The sequence below is a fragment of the Klebsiella sp. BIGb0407 genome (assembly GCF_024807845.1).
GTDB lineage: Bacteria > Pseudomonadota > Gammaproteobacteria > Enterobacterales > Enterobacteriaceae > JGM124.
On sequence record NZ_JANUEQ010000005.1, the window covers coordinates 24,733 to 45,031 of the forward strand.

At 42.0% G+C, this 20,299-nt stretch carries 15 protein-coding genes and 1 pseudogene; 10 read left to right on the forward strand and 6 right to left on the reverse strand.

What is annotated here, in order from left to right:
* Positions 1-31: 31 nt before the first annotated feature.
* Genes atpG through M2387_RS15410 form a run of 3 tightly spaced genes read left to right on the forward strand, consistent with a single transcriptional unit; the run spans position 32 to position 2,755 of the window.
* On the forward strand, positions 32-898 hold the full coding sequence (atpG, locus tag M2387_RS15400) for a F0F1 ATP synthase subunit gamma (protein ID WP_259050643.1): 867 nt from the start codon (positions 32-34) through the stop codon (positions 896-898).
* Positions 899-932: 34 nt separating this feature from the next.
* The gene (atpD, locus tag M2387_RS15405; RefSeq protein WP_259050645.1) at positions 933-2,315 is read left to right on the forward strand and encodes a F0F1 ATP synthase subunit beta; all 1,383 of its coding nucleotides are present in this window, start codon (positions 933-935) and stop codon (positions 2,313-2,315) included.
* Between the two features lie 20 nt (positions 2,316-2,335).
* The gene (locus M2387_RS15410; RefSeq protein ID WP_259050647.1) at positions 2,336-2,755 is read left to right on the forward strand and encodes a F0F1 ATP synthase subunit epsilon; all 420 of its coding nucleotides are present in this window, start codon (positions 2,336-2,338) and stop codon (positions 2,753-2,755) included.
* A gap of 72 nt (positions 2,756-2,827) precedes the next feature.
* On the opposite strand, the gene M2387_RS15415 is transcribed toward M2387_RS15410, so the two are convergent.
* Both M2387_RS15415 and M2387_RS15420 read right to left on the reverse strand, forming a co-directional pair.
* Complete coding sequence (locus tag M2387_RS15415; protein WP_259051160.1) at positions 2,828-3,007, reverse strand: hypothetical protein; 180 nt, start codon at positions 3,005-3,007, stop codon at positions 2,828-2,830.
* A 341-nt stretch (positions 3,008-3,348) separates the two neighbouring features.
* Positions 3,349-4,332, reverse strand: a complete 984-nt coding sequence (locus tag M2387_RS15420) for an Ig-like domain-containing protein (protein ID WP_259050648.1) — start codon at positions 4,330-4,332, stop codon at positions 3,349-3,351.
* A gap of 461 nt (positions 4,333-4,793) precedes the next feature.
* Between M2387_RS15420 and M2387_RS15425 the strand changes: the two are divergent.
* Positions 4,794-5,018 (forward strand): annotated as a pseudogene (locus tag M2387_RS15425) (IS3 family transposase); the annotation flags it as partial.
* A gap of 91 nt (positions 5,019-5,109) precedes the next feature.
* On the opposite strand, the gene M2387_RS15430 reads toward M2387_RS15425, so the two are convergent.
* Positions 5,110-6,093: an Ig-like domain-containing protein gene (locus M2387_RS15430; RefSeq protein ID WP_259050649.1), complete on the reverse strand. Its 984-nt coding sequence runs from the start codon at positions 6,091-6,093 to the stop codon at positions 5,110-5,112.
* A gap of 587 nt (positions 6,094-6,680) precedes the next feature.
* Between M2387_RS15430 and glmU the strand changes: the two genes are divergently transcribed.
* Positions 6,681-8,051, forward strand: a complete 1,371-nt coding sequence (glmU, locus tag M2387_RS15435; protein ID WP_259050651.1) for a bifunctional UDP-N-acetylglucosamine diphosphorylase/glucosamine-1-phosphate N-acetyltransferase GlmU — start codon at positions 6,681-6,683, stop codon at positions 8,049-8,051.
* 189 nt (positions 8,052-8,240) lie between these two features.
* Positions 8,241-10,070 (forward strand): glutamine--fructose-6-phosphate transaminase (isomerizing), encoded by a 1,830-nt coding sequence (glmS, locus tag M2387_RS15440; RefSeq protein ID WP_259050654.1) that lies wholly within the window; start codon positions 8,241-8,243, stop codon positions 10,068-10,070.
* 139 nt (positions 10,071-10,209) lie between these two features.
* Here the strand turns inward: glmS and M2387_RS15445 are convergent, their stop codons facing one another.
* From M2387_RS15445 to M2387_RS15455, 3 genes are all read right to left on the reverse strand, one after another.
* Positions 10,210-11,523, reverse strand: coding sequence for a dicarboxylate/amino acid:cation symporter (locus tag M2387_RS15445; RefSeq protein ID WP_259050655.1), 1,314 nt, complete (start codon positions 11,521-11,523; stop codon positions 10,210-10,212).
* Between the two features lie 659 nt (positions 11,524-12,182).
* Positions 12,183-12,905, reverse strand: a complete 723-nt coding sequence (locus tag M2387_RS15450) for a metallophosphoesterase family protein (RefSeq protein ID WP_259050656.1) — start codon at positions 12,903-12,905, stop codon at positions 12,183-12,185.
* A gap of 655 nt (positions 12,906-13,560) precedes the next feature.
* The gene (locus M2387_RS15455) at positions 13,561-14,556 is read right to left on the reverse strand and encodes a LacI family DNA-binding transcriptional regulator (RefSeq protein WP_259050658.1); all 996 of its coding nucleotides are present in this window, start codon (positions 14,554-14,556) and stop codon (positions 13,561-13,563) included.
* Positions 14,557-14,765: 209 nt separating this feature from the next.
* Between M2387_RS15455 and M2387_RS15460 the strand changes: the two genes are divergently transcribed.
* From M2387_RS15460 to M2387_RS15475, 4 genes are all read left to right on the forward strand, one after another.
* Entirely contained in the window at positions 14,766-16,007 is a 1,242-nt protein-coding gene (locus M2387_RS15460; RefSeq protein ID WP_259050661.1) for an oligosaccharide MFS transporter, read from the forward strand.
* Between the two features lie 18 nt (positions 16,008-16,025).
* The gene (locus M2387_RS15465) at positions 16,026-17,462 is read left to right on the forward strand and encodes a glycoside hydrolase family 32 protein (protein ID WP_259050663.1); all 1,437 of its coding nucleotides are present in this window, start codon (positions 16,026-16,028) and stop codon (positions 17,460-17,462) included.
* A 78-nt stretch (positions 17,463-17,540) separates the two neighbouring features.
* Entirely contained in the window at positions 17,541-18,782 is a 1,242-nt protein-coding gene (locus M2387_RS15470) for an OmpG porin family protein (protein ID WP_259050665.1), read from the forward strand.
* A gap of 14 nt (positions 18,783-18,796) precedes the next feature.
* Positions 18,797-20,290: a glycoside hydrolase family 32 protein gene (locus M2387_RS15475; protein ID WP_259050667.1), complete on the forward strand. Its 1,494-nt coding sequence runs from the start codon at positions 18,797-18,799 to the stop codon at positions 20,288-20,290.
* The last annotated feature ends 9 nt before the right edge of the window (positions 20,291-20,299 follow it).

Sequence of the window (20,299 nt, forward strand, 5' to 3'; positions counted from 1 at the left end):
GGGCAAGCCGCAAGGCATTGAGGAGAAGGTCATGGCCGGCGCAAAAGAGATACGTAGTAAGATCGCAAGCGTCCAGAACACGCAGAAGATCACCAAAGCAATGGAAATGGTCGCCGCTTCTAAAATGCGTAAATCGCAGGAAAGAATGGCAGCCAGCCGTCCTTACGCAGACACTATGCGTAAAGTGATTGGTCATCTTGCTCTGGGTAATCTTGAATACAAACACCCATACCTGGATGAACGCGAAGTTAAACGCGTGGGCTACCTGGTGGTGTCCACTGACCGTGGTCTGTGTGGTGGCTTGAACATTAACCTGTTCAAAAAGCTGCTGTCTGACATGAAAGAGTGGTCTGACAAAGGCGTTCAGTGTGACATGTCCCTGATCGGCTCTAAAGGCGTCTCTTTCTTCAACTCTGTGGGCGGCAATATTGTTGCTCAGGTGACAGGTATGGGCGATAAGCCATCACTGTCCGAGTTGATTGGCCCGGTGAAAGTGATGTTGCAGGCCTACGATGAAGGCCGTCTGGACAAGCTGTATATTGTCAACAACAAATTTATTAACACGATGTCTCAGACTCCAACTATTACTCAGCTACTGCCATTACCACCGGCAGAAGGCGAAGGTGAGCTGGAGAAGAAAACCTGGGATTATCTGTATGAACCTGATCCTAAAGCGCTGTTGGATACCCTGCTGCGTCGTTATGTGGAATCTCAGGTTTATCAGGGCGTTGTAGAAAACCTGGCCAGCGAGCAAGCCGCACGAATGGTGGCGATGAAAGCCGCTACCGATAACGGCGGCAGCCTGATTAAAGAGCTGCAGTTGGTTTACAACAAAGCACGTCAGGCCAGCATTACTCAGGAACTCACCGAAATCGTCGGTGGCGCGTCCGCGGTATAACCAGGTTTACGAATTACGTAGAGGATTCAACAAGATGGCTACTGGAAAGATTATCCAGGTAATCGGCGCCGTAGTGGACGTCGAGTTTCCTCAGGATGCCGTACCTAAAGTGTACGACGCCCTTGAGGTGACAAATGGTAATGAGCGTCTGGTGCTGGAAGTTCAGCAACAGCTTGGTGGCGGTGTCGTTCGTACCATCGCAATGGGTTCTTCCGATGGCCTGCGTCGCAGCCTGGTCGTGACTAACCTGCAACACCCGATTGAAGTACCTGTTGGTAAAGCGACTCTGGGACGTATCATGAACGTTCTGGGTGAGCCTATCGATATGAAAGGCGACATCGGTGAAGAAGAGCGTTGGGCTATTCACCGTCCGGCACCAAGCTATGAAGAACTGGCTAGTTCTCAGGACTTGCTGGAAACCGGTATCAAAGTTATCGACCTGATGTGTCCGTTTGCTAAAGGCGGTAAAGTTGGTCTGTTCGGTGGTGCGGGTGTTGGTAAGACCGTTAACATGATGGAGCTTATCCGTAACATCGCAATCGAACACTCTGGTTATTCTGTATTTGCCGGTGTTGGTGAGCGTACTCGTGAAGGTAACGACTTCTACCACGAAATGAATGACTCGAACGTACTGGATAAAGTATCTCTGGTATACGGTCAGATGAACGAGCCACCAGGTAACCGTCTGCGCGTTGCGCTGACCGGTCTGACCATGGCGGAGAAGTTCCGTGATGAAGGCCGTGACGTTCTGCTGTTCGTCGATAACATCTATCGTTATACCCTGGCCGGTACTGAAGTATCAGCTCTGCTGGGTCGTATGCCTTCAGCGGTAGGTTATCAGCCAACTCTGGCAGAAGAGATGGGTGTCTTGCAGGAGCGTATTACCTCCACCAAGACTGGCTCAATCACTTCTGTTCAAGCGGTATACGTACCTGCGGATGACTTGACTGACCCATCACCAGCCACCACCTTTGCTCACCTTGATGCAACAGTGGTACTGAGCCGTCAGATTGCTTCTCTGGGTATCTACCCGGCAGTAGACCCGCTGGACTCAACCAGCCGTCAGCTGGATCCACTGGTTGTGGGCCAGGAACACTACGACGTCGCGCGTGGCGTGCAGTCTATTCTGCAACGTTACCAGGAACTGAAAGACATCATCGCTATCCTCGGGATGGACGAGCTTTCAGAAGAAGACAAACTGGTTGTAGCACGTGCGCGTAAGATTCAGCGCTTCCTGTCTCAGCCATTCTTCGTAGCAGAAGTCTTTACGGGTTCTCCGGGCAAGTATGTTTCTCTGAAAGATACCATCCGTGGCTTTAAAGGCATTATGGACGGTGAATACGACCATCTGCCAGAGCAGGCGTTCTATATGGTTGGCTCCATCGACGAAGTCGTTGAGAAAGCTAAGAAACTTTAACGCCTTAATCGGAGGGTGATATGGCAACGACTTATCACCTGGATGTCGTCAGCGCGGAGCAACGCTTGTTCTCCGGCGCAGTCGAAAAGATCCAGGTAACAGGTAGCGAAGGTGAGCTGGGTATTTTCCCTGGTCATACGCCGCTGCTCACCGCCATTAAGCCTGGTATGATCCGCATTGTGAAAGAGAACGGACAAGAAGAGTTCATCTATTTGTCCGGTGGTGTGTTAGAAGTTCAGCCAAATAACGTTATTGTTCTGGCTGATACCGCAATTCGCGGACAGGATCTCGACGAAGCTCGGGCCCTGGAAGCGAAACGTCAAGCGGAAGAAAACATCCATGGCTCTCACGGTGACGTTGACTACGCTCAGGCTTCTGCTGAACTGGCTAAAGCGATCGCAAAACTGCGAGTTATCGAGTTAACCAAAAAGCTGATGTAACGATTTGCTTGAAAGATAAATGCCAGCCTAATCGGCTGGCATTTTTTTTAGCTCTATATTTACTTGCGATAGTTAGTCGAGTACTGAAGCATCGTTAGCAATCATGAGCTGTTTCATCTCTTCAAAATGCTGGTGTGAAAACTTGCTAATCTTTTCCCAGTCCTGGGCTGTTTTTTCTGTCACTTTATCAGCGAGTATTTTCAGCGCCCGACAGGCCGCAACGCAGCTATCACCAGCGTGTCTTAGGAGCATGGGATGCCCTCAGTACTGAACCGGGTAAAGAACATGTCACCATCGCCGTCAGTGGTGCGGTTATTCGGATTTCATTAATGTGGCTTTTGGTACTAAAGGGGGATTACCTGATGAGTCGGGTATTAGCCGATACACAGAAAAATAGGCGACTGGTGGATGTTGGTCTTGATGTTCTCAGTAGTGAGCCATCTTCGACTAATCATCTTTTATTACCAAGTGATATCCTTCATCTCATTAACGATGAAGACCATATGAATCATCATTTGTTTGTGTTAACAAAGGATGACTCAAGAAAGATGTAATTAAATTATATCCTCCTTGAATCATAGATATTTTAAATATTAATGTTCGCTTTCGCCATAGTCCCAGATTTCAGCTTTTATTGTTATACTTCCAAGATCACCAGTAAATCCGTAACGAGAAGTATATAGATTATCACCAAAATCTGATTCGAGTACTGTAAAGTGATCCATTCCTTCGTCATAAAAATGGAAACTATCGGGATGATCTAAAGTGCATATTCTATCAATATGTGAATAAACCATCTTTTTATTGCATTCAAATAAATGTGGAATTGGCGGAGAGAATACAGCTTTATATTCATGTCCTGCGGTTAAGTAAATTTTAGGTAAAAAATCAGCAATTGATATGAATGGGGTAGCCACGGCCTCTGTAACGCCCAATAATTTAGGGTAAGAATCAGTAGCATCAACAAATGATGATATCGTTCCTACTATTTTTTGTTGAAAGGTTGCCACGATAATAACATTTCCTGGTGTCAAACTTGTAAATACAGCTGTTGCTTTACCAGATTTATCAGTTGTAACCAAAATTGAATTTTTTCTATTACTGAAAATGGGTGATTCATTATCGAAAATGGCTGGTTTTCTCTTGAGGGCGGATGACCCAACAATTGTCAGTAATACACTATCTTCACTGCCAGGATTATCATTATTATCAATTGATACTTCTACCTGGTTTGTACTGACACCATTTGCAGCAGCGCCTGATGTGGCTGTTATACTTATAGTGAAACCTATAACGGTAAACTCTGCTGATGGGGATAATTCATCATTAATAACGTAATAAACAGAATTTTTCTCATTTATCGTAAATTCCCTGTTGATGGTATACTCTAATGGGAATGCAGCTACATCAGTAACGGATACTGCTCCAACTGGAGAATCATTCAGCATAATAAAAGCCATGTCATCTGTCTTTGCATTATCATATTGAGGTATTTGAATAATTAAGCCATTTTCCACCTCAGCTTTATGAACGTTGCCATCTTGTACCTGTGGTAAAATCGGGGCTTGTAATGACATTTTTACTCTCCTGTTTTTACTGTGATATTTATAGATGTGATACAGATTTAATGTTGTATTTCCAGGTATGTTAATTCTTGAAAAATAGCGGATATCTTCGGTGCACGATATTTTCATCACTGGCGATATAAACGTATTTTTCAAATCATTAATACCTGTGTCAGAGATGTTTAACTAATAATTAATTATTATCCGAAAATCACAGCTGTTTTAAATAGCTATGTTGTCGCGACGCTTTATATTAGCCATAGTATTTAATTGGTGTCGATTGCTGAAAATGCAGTGATGAATGACAAAATATACAATTTGATATGAAAGCGTATGTGATTTAACCCTAATAAATGAGAAAGTAACACTTTGTTTATAATGAAGTTGATCCCAAAAAAGAGACTGATTTAAGCGGTGTTTTGGGAATGGATATCTTTTACTGACTTACTGGTTCATTTCGCCGGGAGTTTTTGAATGCATATTCATTTGAATCAGTGGGATATCATGTGCATGAGAGCTTACATACGAGCAATGTAGCAAAAGCCTTCAGGATGGCTCTGTCGGGTAGAGAGGGGACATCTCAGCTGATACATCACTCATATCGTGGTCTTCAGTACTGTGCAGCAGAATATCAGGAGCTGCATCAACGTCATGGAGTGACCTGTTTGATGACAGATGGATATGATTGTTATCAAAATACCCGATGAAGTTCATCGGGCGTTTTAAGACAAACGAGTGTCAACCTATACCGGAACTAGTCAAAGAAAACACGATATTAATTAAATATAATCAGGATTTTTTATCTCCATAATCCCATATTTCAACGGTAATGTTTATTTCTACACCAGGATTAAATGAGCCGTAACGATAAGCACTAAATTTTGCTGCTGAACCTGAAGTCAGCACGCTAAAGTGCTCTAATCCTTTACCATAAAATTCGAAGTTATTGATTAAATCTGAATCGCAATATCCTAAAGGATTAAAGCTATAGAGATTAGTACATGCAAGATTATTTTGAATTGGGCTAGAAAGAATAAGTTTATATTCATGCCCCACGGTTAAGTAAGTATTCAATAAAAAATCAGTTATAGGCACATAGCCTTTACAAAGAACATCGTGAGTACCGAGTAACTTTGGATAATCAATAGCATTAGTACTGACAAATGATGATATCGTTCCTACCATTTTTTGTTGAAAGGTTGCCACAATAATGACATTTCCTGGTATCAAACTTGAAAAGTCTGCTGTTGCTTTATCGGATTCATCAGTTGTAACTAAAATTGTATTTTTTCCATTACTGAAAATGGGTGATTCATTATCGAAAATGGCTGGTTTTTTCTTGAGAGCGGATGACCCAACAATTGTCAGCAATATACTGTTTCCACTGCCAGGATTGCCATTAGTATCAATTGATACTTCAACCTGGTTTGTACTGACACCATCTGCAGCAGCGCCTGATGTGGCTGTTATACTTATAGTGAAATCTATGACGGTAAACTCTGCTGATGGAGATAATTCATCATGAATAACGTAATAAACAGAATTCTTATTATTTATCGTAAATTTTCTGTTGATGGTATACTCTAATGGAAATTCGGATATATCAGTAACGGATACTATTCCGACTGGAGAATTATTCAGCATAATAAAAACCATATCATCTGTCTTTGTATTATCATATCGAGGTATTTGAACAATTAAACCATTTTCCACCTCAGCTTGCTGAACCGCTCCATCTTGTACCTGTGGTAAAAATGGGGATTGTAATGACATATTTACTCTCCTGTTTTTACTGTAGTATTTTTAGACGTGATACAGATTTAATGTTATATTTCCAAGGGTATGCATTTTTGAAAAATAGCAGATATATTCGATGCTCGATATTCTCAGTACTGGCGATATAAACGTATTTTCCAAGTCATTAATATCTATGTTAGAAATATTTAACTGATAATAAATTATTATCCGTAAATCACGATTTTTCTAAATAGCGATGTTGTCGCTACGCTTTATATTAGCCATAGTATTTAATTGAAGTCGATTGCTGAAAATGCAGGGATGAATGATAAAATATACAATTTGATATGAAGGAGGATGTGATTTAAGCTTTCTTTGGGGAGTTAATATCTTTATTTACAATGTTAAATAATATATAAATCATATGGATAGTGTTCTTTCTTGTGAGATCATTAGCTTATTTTGTGTCTGTTACTCCGTATGTCATGATAAATGCGGTAATAATGGGGTAAAATATTCCTCTATCACAGATTTTTCTGGTTATACATTTTTCAGTGCAAAATATGTAGATTTTTCAACGCTAAATAGCTTAACTTCCTTCACTAAACAGATTCAGGATACGTATGGCAAACAGTGCAATGAGCGTGGTTATTCTTGCCGCAGGCAAAGGAACCCGCATGTATTCCGACCTTCCCAAAGTACTTCATACCTTGGCAGGGAAACCAATGGTGCAGCATGTTATTGATGCGGCAAAAAAACTAGGGGCGCAGCATGTGAACCTGGTCTATGGCCATGGTGGATACCTGTTAAAGCAAACTCTGAATAATGAGTCACTGAATTGGGTATTACAGGCCGAACAGCTTGGTACCGGCCATGCAATGCAAATGGCTGCTCCTTATTTTGCTGATGACGAAGATATTCTGATGCTCTACGGTGACGTTCCGCTCATTGCTGTGGAAACGCTCGAACGTCTGCGTGAAGTCAAACCTGCGGGTGGTATTGGACTGCTGACCGCAGTGCTTGATGATCCAACCGGTTATGGCCGTATTGCCCGTGAAAATGGCAAAGTTGTTGGTATTGTCGAACAAAAAGATGCCAGCGAAGAGCAGCGCAAAATTACCGAGATTAATACCGGTATTCTGGTTGCCAATGGCGCAGATCTGAAGCGTTGGTTAGCAAATCTTGATAACAATAACGCCCAGGGTGAATTCTATATCACCGATATTATCGCTCTCGCTCATCAGGAAGGACATGAAATCACCACCGTTCATCCACAGCGACTGAGTGAAATGGAAGGGGTGAATAATCGTCTGCAACTGGCAAGACTGGAACGTGTTTATCAGACTGAGCAAGCAGAAAAACTGCTGCTGGCTGGGGTGATGTTACGCGACCCGGCACGTTTTGATTTACGCGGCGAACTGACTCACGGACTTGATGTTGATATCGATACTAACGTGATTATCGAAGGCAAAGTTGTGCTGGGTAATCGTGTGAAAATTGGCACTGGCTGCGTGATAAAAAATGCAGTGATTGGCGACGACTGTGAAATCAGCCCGTACAGCGTGGTTGAAGATGCTCGACTTGAAGCCTCCTGTACTATCGGCCCATTTGCGCGTCTGCGCCCGGGTGCTGAGCTGGCTGAAGGTGCCCATGTTGGTAACTTTGTCGAAATGAAAAAAGCGCGCCTGGGTAAAGGATCTAAAGCAGGTCACCTGAGCTATCTCGGTGATGCTGAAATTGGCGATAACGTTAATATCGGTGCCGGAACTATCACCTGTAACTACGATGGTGCGAATAAGCATAAAACCGTGATTGGTAATGACGTCTTTGTCGGCTCTGATACTCAGCTGGTTGCGCCAGTCAGTGTGGCTGATGGTGTGACTATTGCTGCCGGTACCACGGTTACCCGTGATGTTTATGAACCTGGACTGGTTATCAGTCGGGTAACACAAAGTCAGAATCGTGACTGGCGGCGTCCGGTCAAAAAGAAATAGGTTTTTTATATTCTCCTGCTGTTCAGGCAGGAGTCAGGAATGAAGGCTGTTCTCGAAAATGGCCCGTTCCGCCAGCAGTAAAAATAATAACCCCACTCTCTACAAGGCTCGGGGTCCGGGAATACCGGAATATGCAGGTCAAGCGACAACAACCTATGACGGAAACGTCATTATCAGGACTTACAACTTATGTGTGGAATTGTTGGCGCAGTAGCGCAGCGTGATATCTCAGAAATTTTGATCGAAGGTCTTCGTCGTCTGGAATACCGTGGATATGACTCAGCAGGTCTTGCCGTAGTCGATGATGCAGGAAAGATGACGCGTTTACGTCGTCTGGGTAAAGTACATAATCTGGCAGAAGCGGCAGCAGAAACTGCGCTGAACGGCGGAATTGGTATTGCACATACTCGCTGGGCAACCCATGGTGAACCTTCCGAAGCGAATGCTCACCCACATGTTTCAGGCCCGATTGCGGTAGTTCATAACGGTATCATTGAAAACTATGAGCCGTTACGCGAGCTTCTGAAAGAGCGTGGCTATATCTTTGCCTCAGAAACTGATACCGAAGTGATTGCTCACTTAGTTCATTGGGAGCTTGAGCAGGGCGGTACTTTGCGTGAAGCGGTACTCCGTACCATTCCACAATTACGTGGTGCTTACGGTACAGTTATCCTCGACTCACGTGATCCTCATGTACTGTTAGCGGCACGTTCAGGTAGCCCGATGGTTATCGGCCTTGGCGTTGGTGAAAACTTTATTGCTTCCGATCAGCTGGCATTACTGCCGGTGACCCGTCGCTTTATCTTCCTTGAAGAAGGCGATATCGCTGAAGTCACCCGTCGTCATGTGACTATTTTTGATAACCAGGGTGAAGAAGTTCAACGTCCGGATATCGAGTCTAATTTGCAGTATGACGCGGGTGATAAAGGTATCTACCGCCACTACATGCAAAAAGAGATTTACGAGCAGCCTAACGCCATCAAAAATACCCTTACCGGGCGTATCAGCCACGGTGAAGTTGATTTAAGCGAGCTGGGACCAAAAGCCAATGAGCTGCTGGCTCAGGTTGAACATATTCAAATTGTTGCCTGCGGAACCTCTTATAACTCCGGTATGGTTTCACGTTACTGGTTTGAGTCACTGGCAGGTATTCCTTGTGACGTTGAGATAGCTTCTGAATTCCGCTATCGCAAGTCTGCTGTACGCCGTAACAGCCTGATTATTACGCTTTCTCAGTCTGGCGAAACAGCAGATACCCTGGCGGCCTTACGTCTGGCTAAAGAACTGGGATACCTTGGTTCACTGGCAGTATGTAACGTAGCGGGTTCTTCTCTGGTACGTGAGTCAGACCTGGCATTGATGACCAACGCCGGTACTGAAATTGGCGTGGCCTCAACCAAAGCCTTTACTACCCAGCTGACAGTATTGCTGATGCTGGTGGCGAAGATAGGCCGTCTGAGAGGCGTTGATGCGTCCGTTGAGCATGAAATTGTTCATGGCCTGCAAGCTCTGCCAAGCCGTATTGAGCAGATGCTGTCTCAGGACAAGCGCATTGAAGCTCTTGCAGAAAACTTCTCTGATAAACATCATGCGCTGTTCCTTGGCCGTGGCGACCAGTATCCGATTGCGATGGAAGGGGCTCTGAAGCTGAAAGAGATCTCCTATATTCATGCTGAAGCCTATGCCGCAGGTGAACTGAAACATGGTCCACTGGCACTGATTGATGCAGATATGCCAGTCATTGTCGTTGCACCTAATAACGATCTGCTGGAAAAACTGAAATCCAACATCGAAGAAGTCCGTGCCCGTGGCGGCGAGCTGTATGTCTTTGCTGACCGTGATGCAAATTTCACCAGCAGCGACAATATGCACATCATCGAGATGCCGCACGTTGAAGAAGTCATTGCACCGATTTTCTATACCGTGCCATTACAGCTACTGTCCTACCATGTTGCCTTGATCAAAGGCACCGATGTTGACCAGCCACGTAACCTGGCGAAATCAGTGACGGTTGAGTAAGGTTTAGCGTAGCTAAACATAACAGAGTCGTTCTGAAGTAAGAAAACCCAGTGGTGCTGTTTAAAAAGCATACTGGGTTTTTTTATGATGAAATTATTTTGCTACTTAGTTTCTTTGCCAGAAGTTTTGGCAGGATAAATCATTTATTTCTGCGTTCAGCCATCATTGATGAGCTGCTTTTAATTTCATCATCAGCGGGCGTTTCATTTGATAGCGCTGCTTGTAGTTGATTGTTATCCAACTGCTTACACCATTTTGCGACCACAATAGTGGCAACGCCATTCCCCACCAGGTTAGTTAACGCGCGGGCTTCTGACATAAAACGGTCGATACCCAGAATCAATGCCAGTCCTGCTAAGGGTAAATGCCCGACCGCAGAGATACTTGCTGCCAGCACAATAAAGCCGCTGCCAGTGACGCCTGCAGCGCCTTTTGAGGAGAGCAAGAGTACGACGAGCAAGGTGACCTGATGAATAATATCCATCTGCGTATTGGTGGCCTGTGCGATAAATATCGCTGCCATGGTCAGATATATAGAGGTCCCGTCCAGGTTAAATGAGTAACCGGTCGGAATAACCAACCCGACTACAGACTTATTACATCCCGCTTTCTCCATCTTTTCTAGCATACGCGGTAACACGGACTCTGAAGAGGATGTTCCTAATACGATAAGTAACTCTTCTTTTATATAACGAATGAATTTGAATATATTGAAACCCGTATATCTCGCGATAGAACCAAGAATGACCACGACAAACAGGACACAGGTAATATAGAAGCAAATAATCAACTGGCCCAGTTGAACCAGGCTGCCTACGCCATATTTACCTATCGTAAAGGCCATGGCACCAAATGCACCAATAGGTGCCAGGCGCATAATCATATTGATAATACCGAAGATAACCCGAGAGAAACTTTCGATAACATTGAAGATAAGCTGACCTTTTTCACCCAAATGATGCAGGGCGAAACCAAACAGGACGGCAAACATCAGTACTTGTAAAATATTGCCGCTGGCAAAAGCACCAATGACGCTACCGGGAATAATATCGAGTATAAAGGGGATAATCCCTTGTTGAGAGGCCTGCTCTGCGTAAACGGCCACCGCTTTAGTATCGAGGGTTGCCGGGTCAATATTCATTCCGGCTCCGGGTTTTACGACGTTCACTATCACCAGGCCAATGATGAGTGCAATAGTACTGACCACTTCAAAATAGAGCAGTGCGATACCGCCCGTTCTGCCAACCGCTTTCATGCTTTCCATACCCGCAATACCCGTTACGACGGTACAGAAAATAACCGGAGCAATAATCATTTTTATTAACTTAACGAATCCATCACCCAAGGGTTTCATTTGAGCGCCGAGATCCGGATAAAAATGGCCTAACAAAATACCCAGCGTAATCGCTATTAGTACCTGAAAATAAAGCGTTTTGAAGAGTGCAGTTTTCATTACAATGTCCTTTTAGATCAATGCACGACAGCTTGTCGTTTTGCTCTCTGTGGTGATAATCAACAAAGCCATAATAACAGTGTGGTTACAATTAATTGCACTAGATTGTCTTATTAATATGAAAATAAGAACTGAAACGCTTCAAATGAATGTAATAATGGAAACAGAGTCCAATTAACTCAGTTACCGGTTAGTTAATGCGTTATTAAAAATATTCCCACGACATAGTTACTCTATCTCTTTATTAAGAATTTTCTGTATCAGGTAGCATGATTTTGGGGGCTGAGTTACCTCAAATTGATTTTTTATTCTGAGAGGTTAATCATATAATTAAATAAATTATTTTTTAGTTAAAATAGCTCGACAGAAAATAATTCTTATTACTTGAATGGTAATGTATTATTAATGGTTGATTGTAAACTATAAGAAAACGACGATAAATTAAATGTGGTAAGAGCGAAAACACAAACTAATTTATTCAGTTGACTTTTTGTATTAATATCATTCTGTTTATAATCCTGTATTTAAATTATATATCTGGATAACTGACAGAAAAAGATCTGACCGGTAGGTTAATCGCCACTGTATTCAGGTCGTAATAGGTCGAGGTTGCATGAGACTAGTGGCAGATTCCCGGATTATCAGCAGTAACCGTTAAATTAAATAAAATGCGTTTCCGTATAAACCCTGTCAGTGAGAGAAATAATATTAAAGCCACTGGCCATAATGTTCTTCACTTCACTGGTTCCGTTTACCCACTGTGAACTTAACGCTGGGGCGACGGAGATAAGGGTATGCCCTAATTTCTGCTGACTCAGAGTATGCGCATGTCCGGTTCCTAAGAAATGAATGGGATAATCCTGACAGAGTTTGAGTAAAGCTTCCGGGTTAAGTAATTTGCAGGAATCGACCAGCGGAGTGCCTACTGAGAGCGGATGGTGATGCATAAATAAGGCTATTTTCTGATCTTTTACTGCCGCGAGTGCAGTGGTTAAGCGTAAAATCTCACTATCCAAGATAACACCAAAATCTTCACCTGTGACTACAGTATCAAGGCTGTACAAGCGCCATACACTATTGGAAAAATGTTCAATATTCTTGAGTTTGTTACGACCTGATGAGCAGGATTGTAATGTTTCATTATTATCATGATTACCCCCTATTATCGAATAAGGTAGGTCCAGCTTATCTATTTCATCAAAAAAGAACCGATAAGAGCTGGCTTGTCCTTCATGCGAGATATCACCCGTAACGACAATAAAATCTATCTTTAATTCTGTTTTTCGTTGTTTGATAAAGTTGATGGCAGCGGTGAAGTGATTGTCATACTGGCTGTTATTATCTGATGATAAGTGTAGATCTGTAAGCTGAAGAATACGCATTTAAAAGATACCTTATTTTTTATTGTTAAATACTTTCATCGGATTGTATGACTCGTCCCAGTCATAATGATCGGTTTTTTCTATTTTTTTTACAATAGAGACCAACCATATAGCAATAGGAAGGAGTATTATTGATATTATTACCTTGTATGACCAAGTAGTAGATATGATATTGATAAGCTGATTTAAACTGTATTTTCCAGACAGGCTAATAGGATAGGATGTTAATAGTAAGGCTGCCATACGGTAACCATAGACTTCTGCCAGTATGGTCGATATAAGAAAACAGAGAGAAAATATTATTCCGCTAGCCGTTATTTTAAACTGATAGATATCAAAAACTTTATAAACTAACGTATCACAGGTTATCATTATAGTAACCGTCAGTCCGACAAAAAAGCCATATAACTTATATTATGAGTTCATTTTTTAACCGCGAAGTCTAAGTGGGAATCATTGATCACGGCTATAGAGTATTAACTACTAATAAAAAATATCTATAAAAAAACGCTAGTGTATTTTCTATTTTTAATGAGGGATTTTGTGTATATGATATATTTTGGTTGTGTATTTCCAGGTGGGCTAGCATCCTCCCGACGGTATACAGTCGGGAGGATGCTAGCCATCAGAGTATATTTTCTGTTCCTATTGGCTATTACAGTGAGTCACGAGCTAAATAATCACTGTTGATTTTTATAGTCTCTGTATGTTGTTCAGAGTTGATGATATGAAGAGCACTCATGCGGCCAATTTCATAATGAGGGAGTTGAACGGTTGATAATGCAGGAATAAAAAGATTACCTACTCCAACCATGTTGTCATAGCCAACGACAGCAATATCATCAGGGATCTTGATATTATGTGATAATAATGTTTGATAAACGACAAAAGCCATTCGGTCATTACAACAAATAATAGAGTCGAATGATGATTTACCATCGATAATATTAGATATTATTTTTTTTGGGATATCCAAATAGTAGATGTCACCATCTTCTATATAAATATGTGTCAGTGTGTCGGGATCAATATTATTTTCACGAAATGCTTGTTCAAGCCCTTTTCTGCGACGGTTACTGGCGACCAGTCCATAGGGAAGATGCAGGCATAGAGGTTTTCTGTATCCTGCTTTGATAAGGGCTTGTACTGCATCATATTGCCCCTGTCTGTCATCTGGAATATAGCTGGCTAATTTTACATTATCACTTTCACAGTTAGCCAGGACACAGGGATAGTTTAGTAGTGTCGTCGGGACCTTTACTTTGCGTAATCCCATGGTGGTATAGATTATTCCTGAGGGTCTGTGGGATAAAAGCAGCTTGGTTATGTCCTCTGGGTCATCATGCTTCAGCATGTTGATAACAAAACTGTGCCAGCCATGCGCCCGCGCAGTCTCTTCAATCGCCAGGGTAATATCAACAGAAAATGGAGTGGTTACCGTATCTAATGCCAGAACGCCAATCGAATTCGGCGTAGCTCTGGCTCCTCTTATCTTCAATGCAGAGATATTAGGAACATAATTAAGCTGTTTAATTGCTAACTGTACCTTAACTAAGGTATCAGGATTGAGTTTCTCTGGTGTATTAATGGCACGAGAAACGGTCATAAGAGAAACATTAGCAAGCTGAGCAACAGCTTTCAGAGACGACATCCAGATAACTCCTCATTGTTGATATAGCTACCTAATAACATCCCTTCTTCGGGGCTAAAAAAAATTTCAGAAAAAATTTGAGGCGGATCACAATCCACCCATGTTAACGTTAACTTTTATGATTAACATCTAAAAAAAACCAAGAAAAGGATGACGATCGGAAGAAGTTAACGTTAACTCTGAAAAAAATAACACTTCAGGTATATGACATGAAAAAGGAACGTGCTTCGCATGCTTATTTTCTTTTAAGTGCACTTCTGTTTTTTTTCTTTGTAACTTGGTCCTCCTCAAGTTCTTTACTGTCAATTTGGTTAAGTCAGGAAATAGGTCTTAAGCCTACTGATACCGGAATTATTTTTTCGGTACTGTCGATATCAGCTTTTTTTGCACAAATTTTTTATGGATTCATTCAGGATAAATTGGGATTGCGTAAAAACCTGCTCTGGTTTGTCGCAATGCTATTGATATTATCGGGCCCTGCTTATTTGTTTTTTGGGTATTTACTTAAAATAAACATTATCTTAGGTAGCATATTTGGCGGGTTATTTATTGGCCTTACCTTTAACGGTGGTATCGGTGTCCTGGAAACCTATACCGACAGGGCAGCACGAAATAGTAATTTTGAATTTGGCCGAGCAAGAATGTGGGGGTCGCTGGGTTGGGCTGCGGCAACATTTTTTGCCGGACTATTATTTAATATTGATCCACGCTTAAATTTTTATGCTGCCTCAGTATCCGGATTAATATTTTTCTTTTTACTGACAAAACTGAACGTGAAGTATTCTACTGATGCTGCATCTTTAAATACTCAACACAGTAAAATTTCAATCGAAGATGCTTTCTCTCTATTAACGCTTCCTCGTTTTTGGGCCTTAGTTTTTTTCTTTGTCGGAACCTGTATATATGGTGTTTACGACCAACAGTTTCCTGTCTATTTTTCTTCACAGTTTCCTACCCTGAAAGAAGGTAATGCGATGTTTGGCTACCTGAATTCATTTCAGGTTTTTTTAGAAGCCGCGGGTATGTTCTGCGCTCCATGGTTTGTTAACCGTATTGGGGCTAAAAATGGATTAATTTTTGCTGGTATGGTCATGGCAATACGCATTATTTCTTCTGGACTAGTCGAAGGTCCATTACTCATTTCGATAACTAAGCTATTACATGCTGTTGAACTGCCTGTTCTTCTTATCTCTATTTTCAAATACAACAATTTGAATTTTGATAAACGATTATCTTCAACGCTTTATTTAGTCGGTTTTGCCTGTACCAGTTCAATTATTGGTACCTTGCTATCGCCTATTGCAGGGTGGAGCTATGAGACATTCGGTTTTGCTCAGTCCTATTTGATTATGGGCTCGATGGTGTTCACTACGACATTTATTTCAATCTTTCTTTTGCGTTCAGCTCAAGCTTCCCCTGAGCAGTCTGTCACGCAAGCTAAACCCGTATAAATTTACCAGGACTATTTTATGACTTCATTATTGCAGCAGGCAGAAGCGGCCGTAGAGAAAAATAAACATAACGTCGATAAAAGATGGTATCCGGTCTTTCATATTGCGGCTCCGGCTGGCTGGATAAATGACCCCAACGGTTTAGTCTGGTTTGATGGGTGGTACCATGTCTTTTATCAGTTCCATCCCTATTCTACCCACTGGGGGCCTATGCACTGGGGGCATGTCCGTAGTAAAGACTTAGTTCACTGGGAGACGCTACCGGTTGCGCTGGCACCAGAAGGTCCGGAGGATAAAGACGGCTGTTTTTCTGGCTCTGCTGTTGTTGACGGTAATACCCTTGCTCTTATCTATACCGGACATAAGTTTGAAGGTGATTCCAGAGAGGATGATGCACTGTTGCAGGTTCAGTGCATGGCCAGAAGTACAGACGGTATTATCTTTGAGCGACAAGGGATAATCATTGATACGCCACAGGGTCTGCATCATTTCCGTGATCCTAAAGTATGGCGAGAGGATGATAGCTGGTATATGGTCGTCGGTGCTCGTGTAGGTGACTGTGGCCAAGTACGTCTCTATCGTTCATCAGACCTGTATCAGTGGCAAGATGAAGGGATTTTGGCACAGTCCGAGCCCGGTATGGGCTATATGTGGGAATGTCCTGACTTCTTTAAACTAGGTGATAAATACGTTCTTATGTTTTCGCCTCAGGGTATTGCTGCTGATGGCTATAACAACCGTAACTTATTCCAAAGCGGATACTTGATTGGTGACTGGGCCCCTGGCCAGCCCTTTATTCACGATAATGATTTTAAAGAAATAGACCACGGGCATGATTTTTATGCTCCGCAGAGCCTTCAAGCGCCTGATGGTAGGCGTATCGTTATTGGCTGGCTTAATATGTGGGAATCAGCCATGCCAGAGCAGCAGGATGGTTGGTCTGGGTTACTTTCTGTGCCTCGTGAACTTGTTCTTGATAAAAATAATCGTCTGTTGAGTAAACCGATATCAGAACTGGCATCTTTGCGTACCGATCACCGTATTCAAGGCAAGACCGTACTGAACAGTGAGAAACAAAGCATGGCACTTCAGAGTGATGCTTTCGAATTACAATTATCATGGGATCTTGTTGCATCCGGAGCTGAAAAATACGGTATTTCACTGGCAAACGGTTTGAGTATTTATGTTGATAGTCAGTCCAACCGCTTATTCATTGAACGTAGCTATCCGAAATTTAAAATTGAAGGTACGAGAAGTATTCCACTCTTAGATTCAGAGTTGTTATCGCTACAAATATTTATCGATCGTTCATCGGTAGAAGTATTTGTTAATAATGGTGAGTATTGTTTGAGTAGTCGAATTTACCCTGATGAAAAACAAACTGACATTACTTTGTTTGCTCATCATGGTCAGGCTTTATTAACTAATTTAGAGTGTTGGACTATAAAGGAATAGCTCAAGTTTAGTTAACTTTATATCAATTAATTTATAAATTAACAGGTGCGATCGCGCACCTTTGATGAGAACTATAAAATGAATAGAATAGCGAGTTATTCTAGTTTTTTATATTTAAAATCACAGAGGGTAAGTAAGCATAAGAATAAAAAAATGCTACTTATTCTTTCGGTTTTTTCTTCCTTTGCATACAGTGATAATTCGGTCTATACCAGACATTATCAAAGTTATTTTGATAATAATGCTAACGTCAGCGTACCTCAGGCTAAAACTAATCCTGATGTCGCGGTAGTGAGCCAGCAGCAGCCCGTTACCATGAAGCCGGCATTGCCCGAGGATAAAGTCGATGATGTGATAAGTGCTCCTGCTGCAACAGCAGTCACTGTGCAAAAGGAAAAACCTGAGAATCAAGTGAGTGTGCTGCGTCTCAGGCAGAATGAGCTTCCGGTACACTGGGATAACATTGGTAATAATATGGATGCCGGTGGCCTCCATGGCAATATAGGATCTCAAATAGAAATTGAGGATAATCGGCGCAGTGATAATGCTAAAAATAGTGGTAAGTTCAAGCTAGCTACGATACAAGCCTTTCTCAGGCATGATGAATTACCTAACTGGTATTTTGGGTTTTATAATGCCCGAGAAGATAATTATAAAGGAATGTACACGAACCAAGACTATAGTGGTTCGAATACCATTAACGAAATATTTGTTGGTCATATATTTGAAACCTGGCGTGGAAATATCGGTACCGAACTGATGGGCGGTTCTGAGACCGGAACGAAACGCTGGAAATATCGCCTTAAACTCTGGCAGGATTTACGGATATCGAGTAAGTGGAGTGTGGCAGGGTATATATTTGGCGAAGACCAACCGCAAAATAGCCAGCCAGGAAATAATGATTTATCCCAGCAGATTCTTGAGACAGAGCCTGTTCTACAATATCGGGTTAATCCAGATACGGGGATCTACCTCCGTCCTTTCTATTCTTACAAACGTCAGGGAAGGGAGAATTGGGGCGATATTGTGGAGCAGGAATGGAAAGCGAGCATGGGTATGTGGCGTAACTGGTATCCACTGTTATCATCTGTCTATTTAGGTATCGGTCAGAAAAAAACAACCAATGCGAGTGATGCAAGTATTCTCTTTTATAATAGTCGTTATAAATATATAGGTGGGACACTAAGTTATCCTATTATTGACGATTTAAGATTATATGGTGAGTTTAAGGCTACTTTCGGTAAAGAGGATGGTGATTGGGCGCAAAAAGGTTCTTTCTGGAGTCCATTTACTATTATCGGCGTCGTCTATAATTTCTAAATTAAGGAAATAATATGAAAAAGATACTTTCTCATATTCTGTTAGTAGCATTAAGCTCATGTATATTAACCCACGCTTCCTATGCCCAGATGGGCAAAGAAACGTTAGAAAATAAAAAAATAACCGCGATTAAAAGCTTTTTCCCTAGGGTTGATGGCTCTTTTATTGGCGATCCCATGCCAAATTATGATGAGGGTGAATTTAATGTTTTTTACCTGAATGATATTCGAGGTGGAGGTGATTTAGGCGTTCATGCTATTCATCTATTATCAAGCAATGATTTATATGATTATAAAAATCATTCAGAAGTCATTCCTTATATTAATGACGTTGATGATCCTGAGCTTTTAATTGGTACAGGTTCCATCATTAAGGTGGGGGACACCTGGCATGCATGGTATACCGCACATAACCAAAACGTTTTCCCGGTAGAATCTGTTATGCATGCCACCAGTAAAGATAAACTTAGCTGGACTAAGCATCCTGAAGATACCCTCTTGCCGGGTAAAAATTACCGAGGTAATGATTTTCGGGATCCTCACGTTGTCTGGATCCCGGAGCGTCAGGAGTACTGGATGCTGATAACGACCCGTAGCAATGGGCGGGGCATTATTGCGCGTTATAGTTCTAAAGATCTTAAGCACTGGCAGGACCAAGGGATATTTTTCGATAACGATACCATAGCCCCTGACTCAAATTTAGAATGTCCTACATTAGTCTATTTCAATGGACGCTGGTATCTGACCTTTAGCGATCAGTGGCCTCTGCGTTTAACTCAGTACCGCGTGGCGGATAAACCAGAAGGCCCATGGCATAAACTGGATGATTTTGCTGTTGATAGCGCAGGTTTCTATGCTGGGAAAATGACCTTAAAAGATGATCGACTGTTCATGTTTGGCTGGGTGCCGACAAAATCTGGAAATAGTGATAAAGGTAATATTGACTGGGCTGGAAATTTAGTTGTTCATGAATTGATCGCTGAAAAAAATGGCCAATTAAAAAGCGTTATTCCTCAGGAAATAGAGGCGAAAATTGCTGAGAGTCAGAGTGATATCCAGACGTTAAAAAGCATTAAGACCGTCGAGAGCGACTTCAGTTTTGGTCAATTAAAGTCTGATATTTATGCACCATTACCAGACAAGGGGGTTATAACGGGGACCGTCGCGCTTCCTTCTGACGGAATGATAATCAGTTTTGGTGTTAATGCTGGAAACCCTGGTCTTGCTTATCCTAATCTGGTCTTTAATAAGAAAAAAAATAAAATCTATTTCTTTAATACAGAATTAAATGGAATCAATAAGTCCAAGGCAGAGTCCTGGATAGATATCCCGTTGGGTGACAAAGTAGACCTTAAAGTTATTTATGAAAACTCTATCGCAGTCTTTTATATCGATAATCGTAAAGCCTTCACGACCAGAATGTACAATATGCCAGGCAAACCCTGGAGCGTTAGTTTACCGGCCGGAGATAGTATTCAGTCATCCTTCACCCTTAAAAAAATGCCTTAACAGGAGAGT

What these genes read in the sequence shown, in the direction of transcription:
- M2387_RS15430 (WP_259050649.1), bottom strand. Translation starts at nt 6,093, where the DNA reads ATGTCATTACAATCCCCATTTTTACCACAGGTACAAGATGGAGCGGTT.
- atpG (WP_259050643.1), top strand. Translation starts at nt 32, where the DNA reads ATGGCCGGCGCAAAAGAGATACGTAGTAAGATCGCAAGCGTCCAGAAC.
- M2387_RS15475 (WP_259050667.1), top strand. Translation starts at nt 18,797, where the DNA reads ATGAAAAAGATACTTTCTCATATTCTGTTAGTAGCATTAAGCTCATGT.
- M2387_RS15465 (WP_259050663.1), top strand. Translation starts at nt 16,026, where the DNA reads ATGACTTCATTATTGCAGCAGGCAGAAGCGGCCGTAGAGAAAAATAAA.
- atpD (WP_259050645.1), top strand. Translation starts at nt 933, where the DNA reads ATGGCTACTGGAAAGATTATCCAGGTAATCGGCGCCGTAGTGGACGTC.
- M2387_RS15420 (WP_259050648.1), bottom strand. Translation starts at nt 4,332, where the DNA reads ATGTCATTACAAGCCCCGATTTTACCACAGGTACAAGATGGCAACGTT.
- M2387_RS15460 (WP_259050661.1), top strand. Translation starts at nt 14,766, where the DNA reads ATGAAAAAGGAACGTGCTTCGCATGCTTATTTTCTTTTAAGTGCACTT.
- M2387_RS15450 (WP_259050656.1), bottom strand. Translation starts at nt 12,905, where the DNA reads ATGCGTATTCTTCAGCTTACAGATCTACACTTATCATCAGATAATAAC.
- M2387_RS15470 (WP_259050665.1), top strand. Translation starts at nt 17,541, where the DNA reads ATGAATAGAATAGCGAGTTATTCTAGTTTTTTATATTTAAAATCACAG.
- M2387_RS15410 (WP_259050647.1), top strand. Translation starts at nt 2,336, where the DNA reads ATGGCAACGACTTATCACCTGGATGTCGTCAGCGCGGAGCAACGCTTG.
- glmU (WP_259050651.1), top strand. Translation starts at nt 6,681, where the DNA reads ATGGCAAACAGTGCAATGAGCGTGGTTATTCTTGCCGCAGGCAAAGGA.
- glmS (WP_259050654.1), top strand. Translation starts at nt 8,241, where the DNA reads ATGTGTGGAATTGTTGGCGCAGTAGCGCAGCGTGATATCTCAGAAATT.
- M2387_RS15415 (WP_259051160.1), bottom strand. Translation starts at nt 3,007, where the DNA reads ATGCTCCTAAGACACGCTGGTGATAGCTGCGTTGCGGCCTGTCGGGCG.
- M2387_RS15455 (WP_259050658.1), bottom strand. Translation starts at nt 14,556, where the DNA reads ATGTCGTCTCTGAAAGCTGTTGCTCAGCTTGCTAATGTTTCTCTTATG.
- M2387_RS15445 (WP_259050655.1), bottom strand. Translation starts at nt 11,523, where the DNA reads ATGAAAACTGCACTCTTCAAAACGCTTTATTTTCAGGTACTAATAGCG.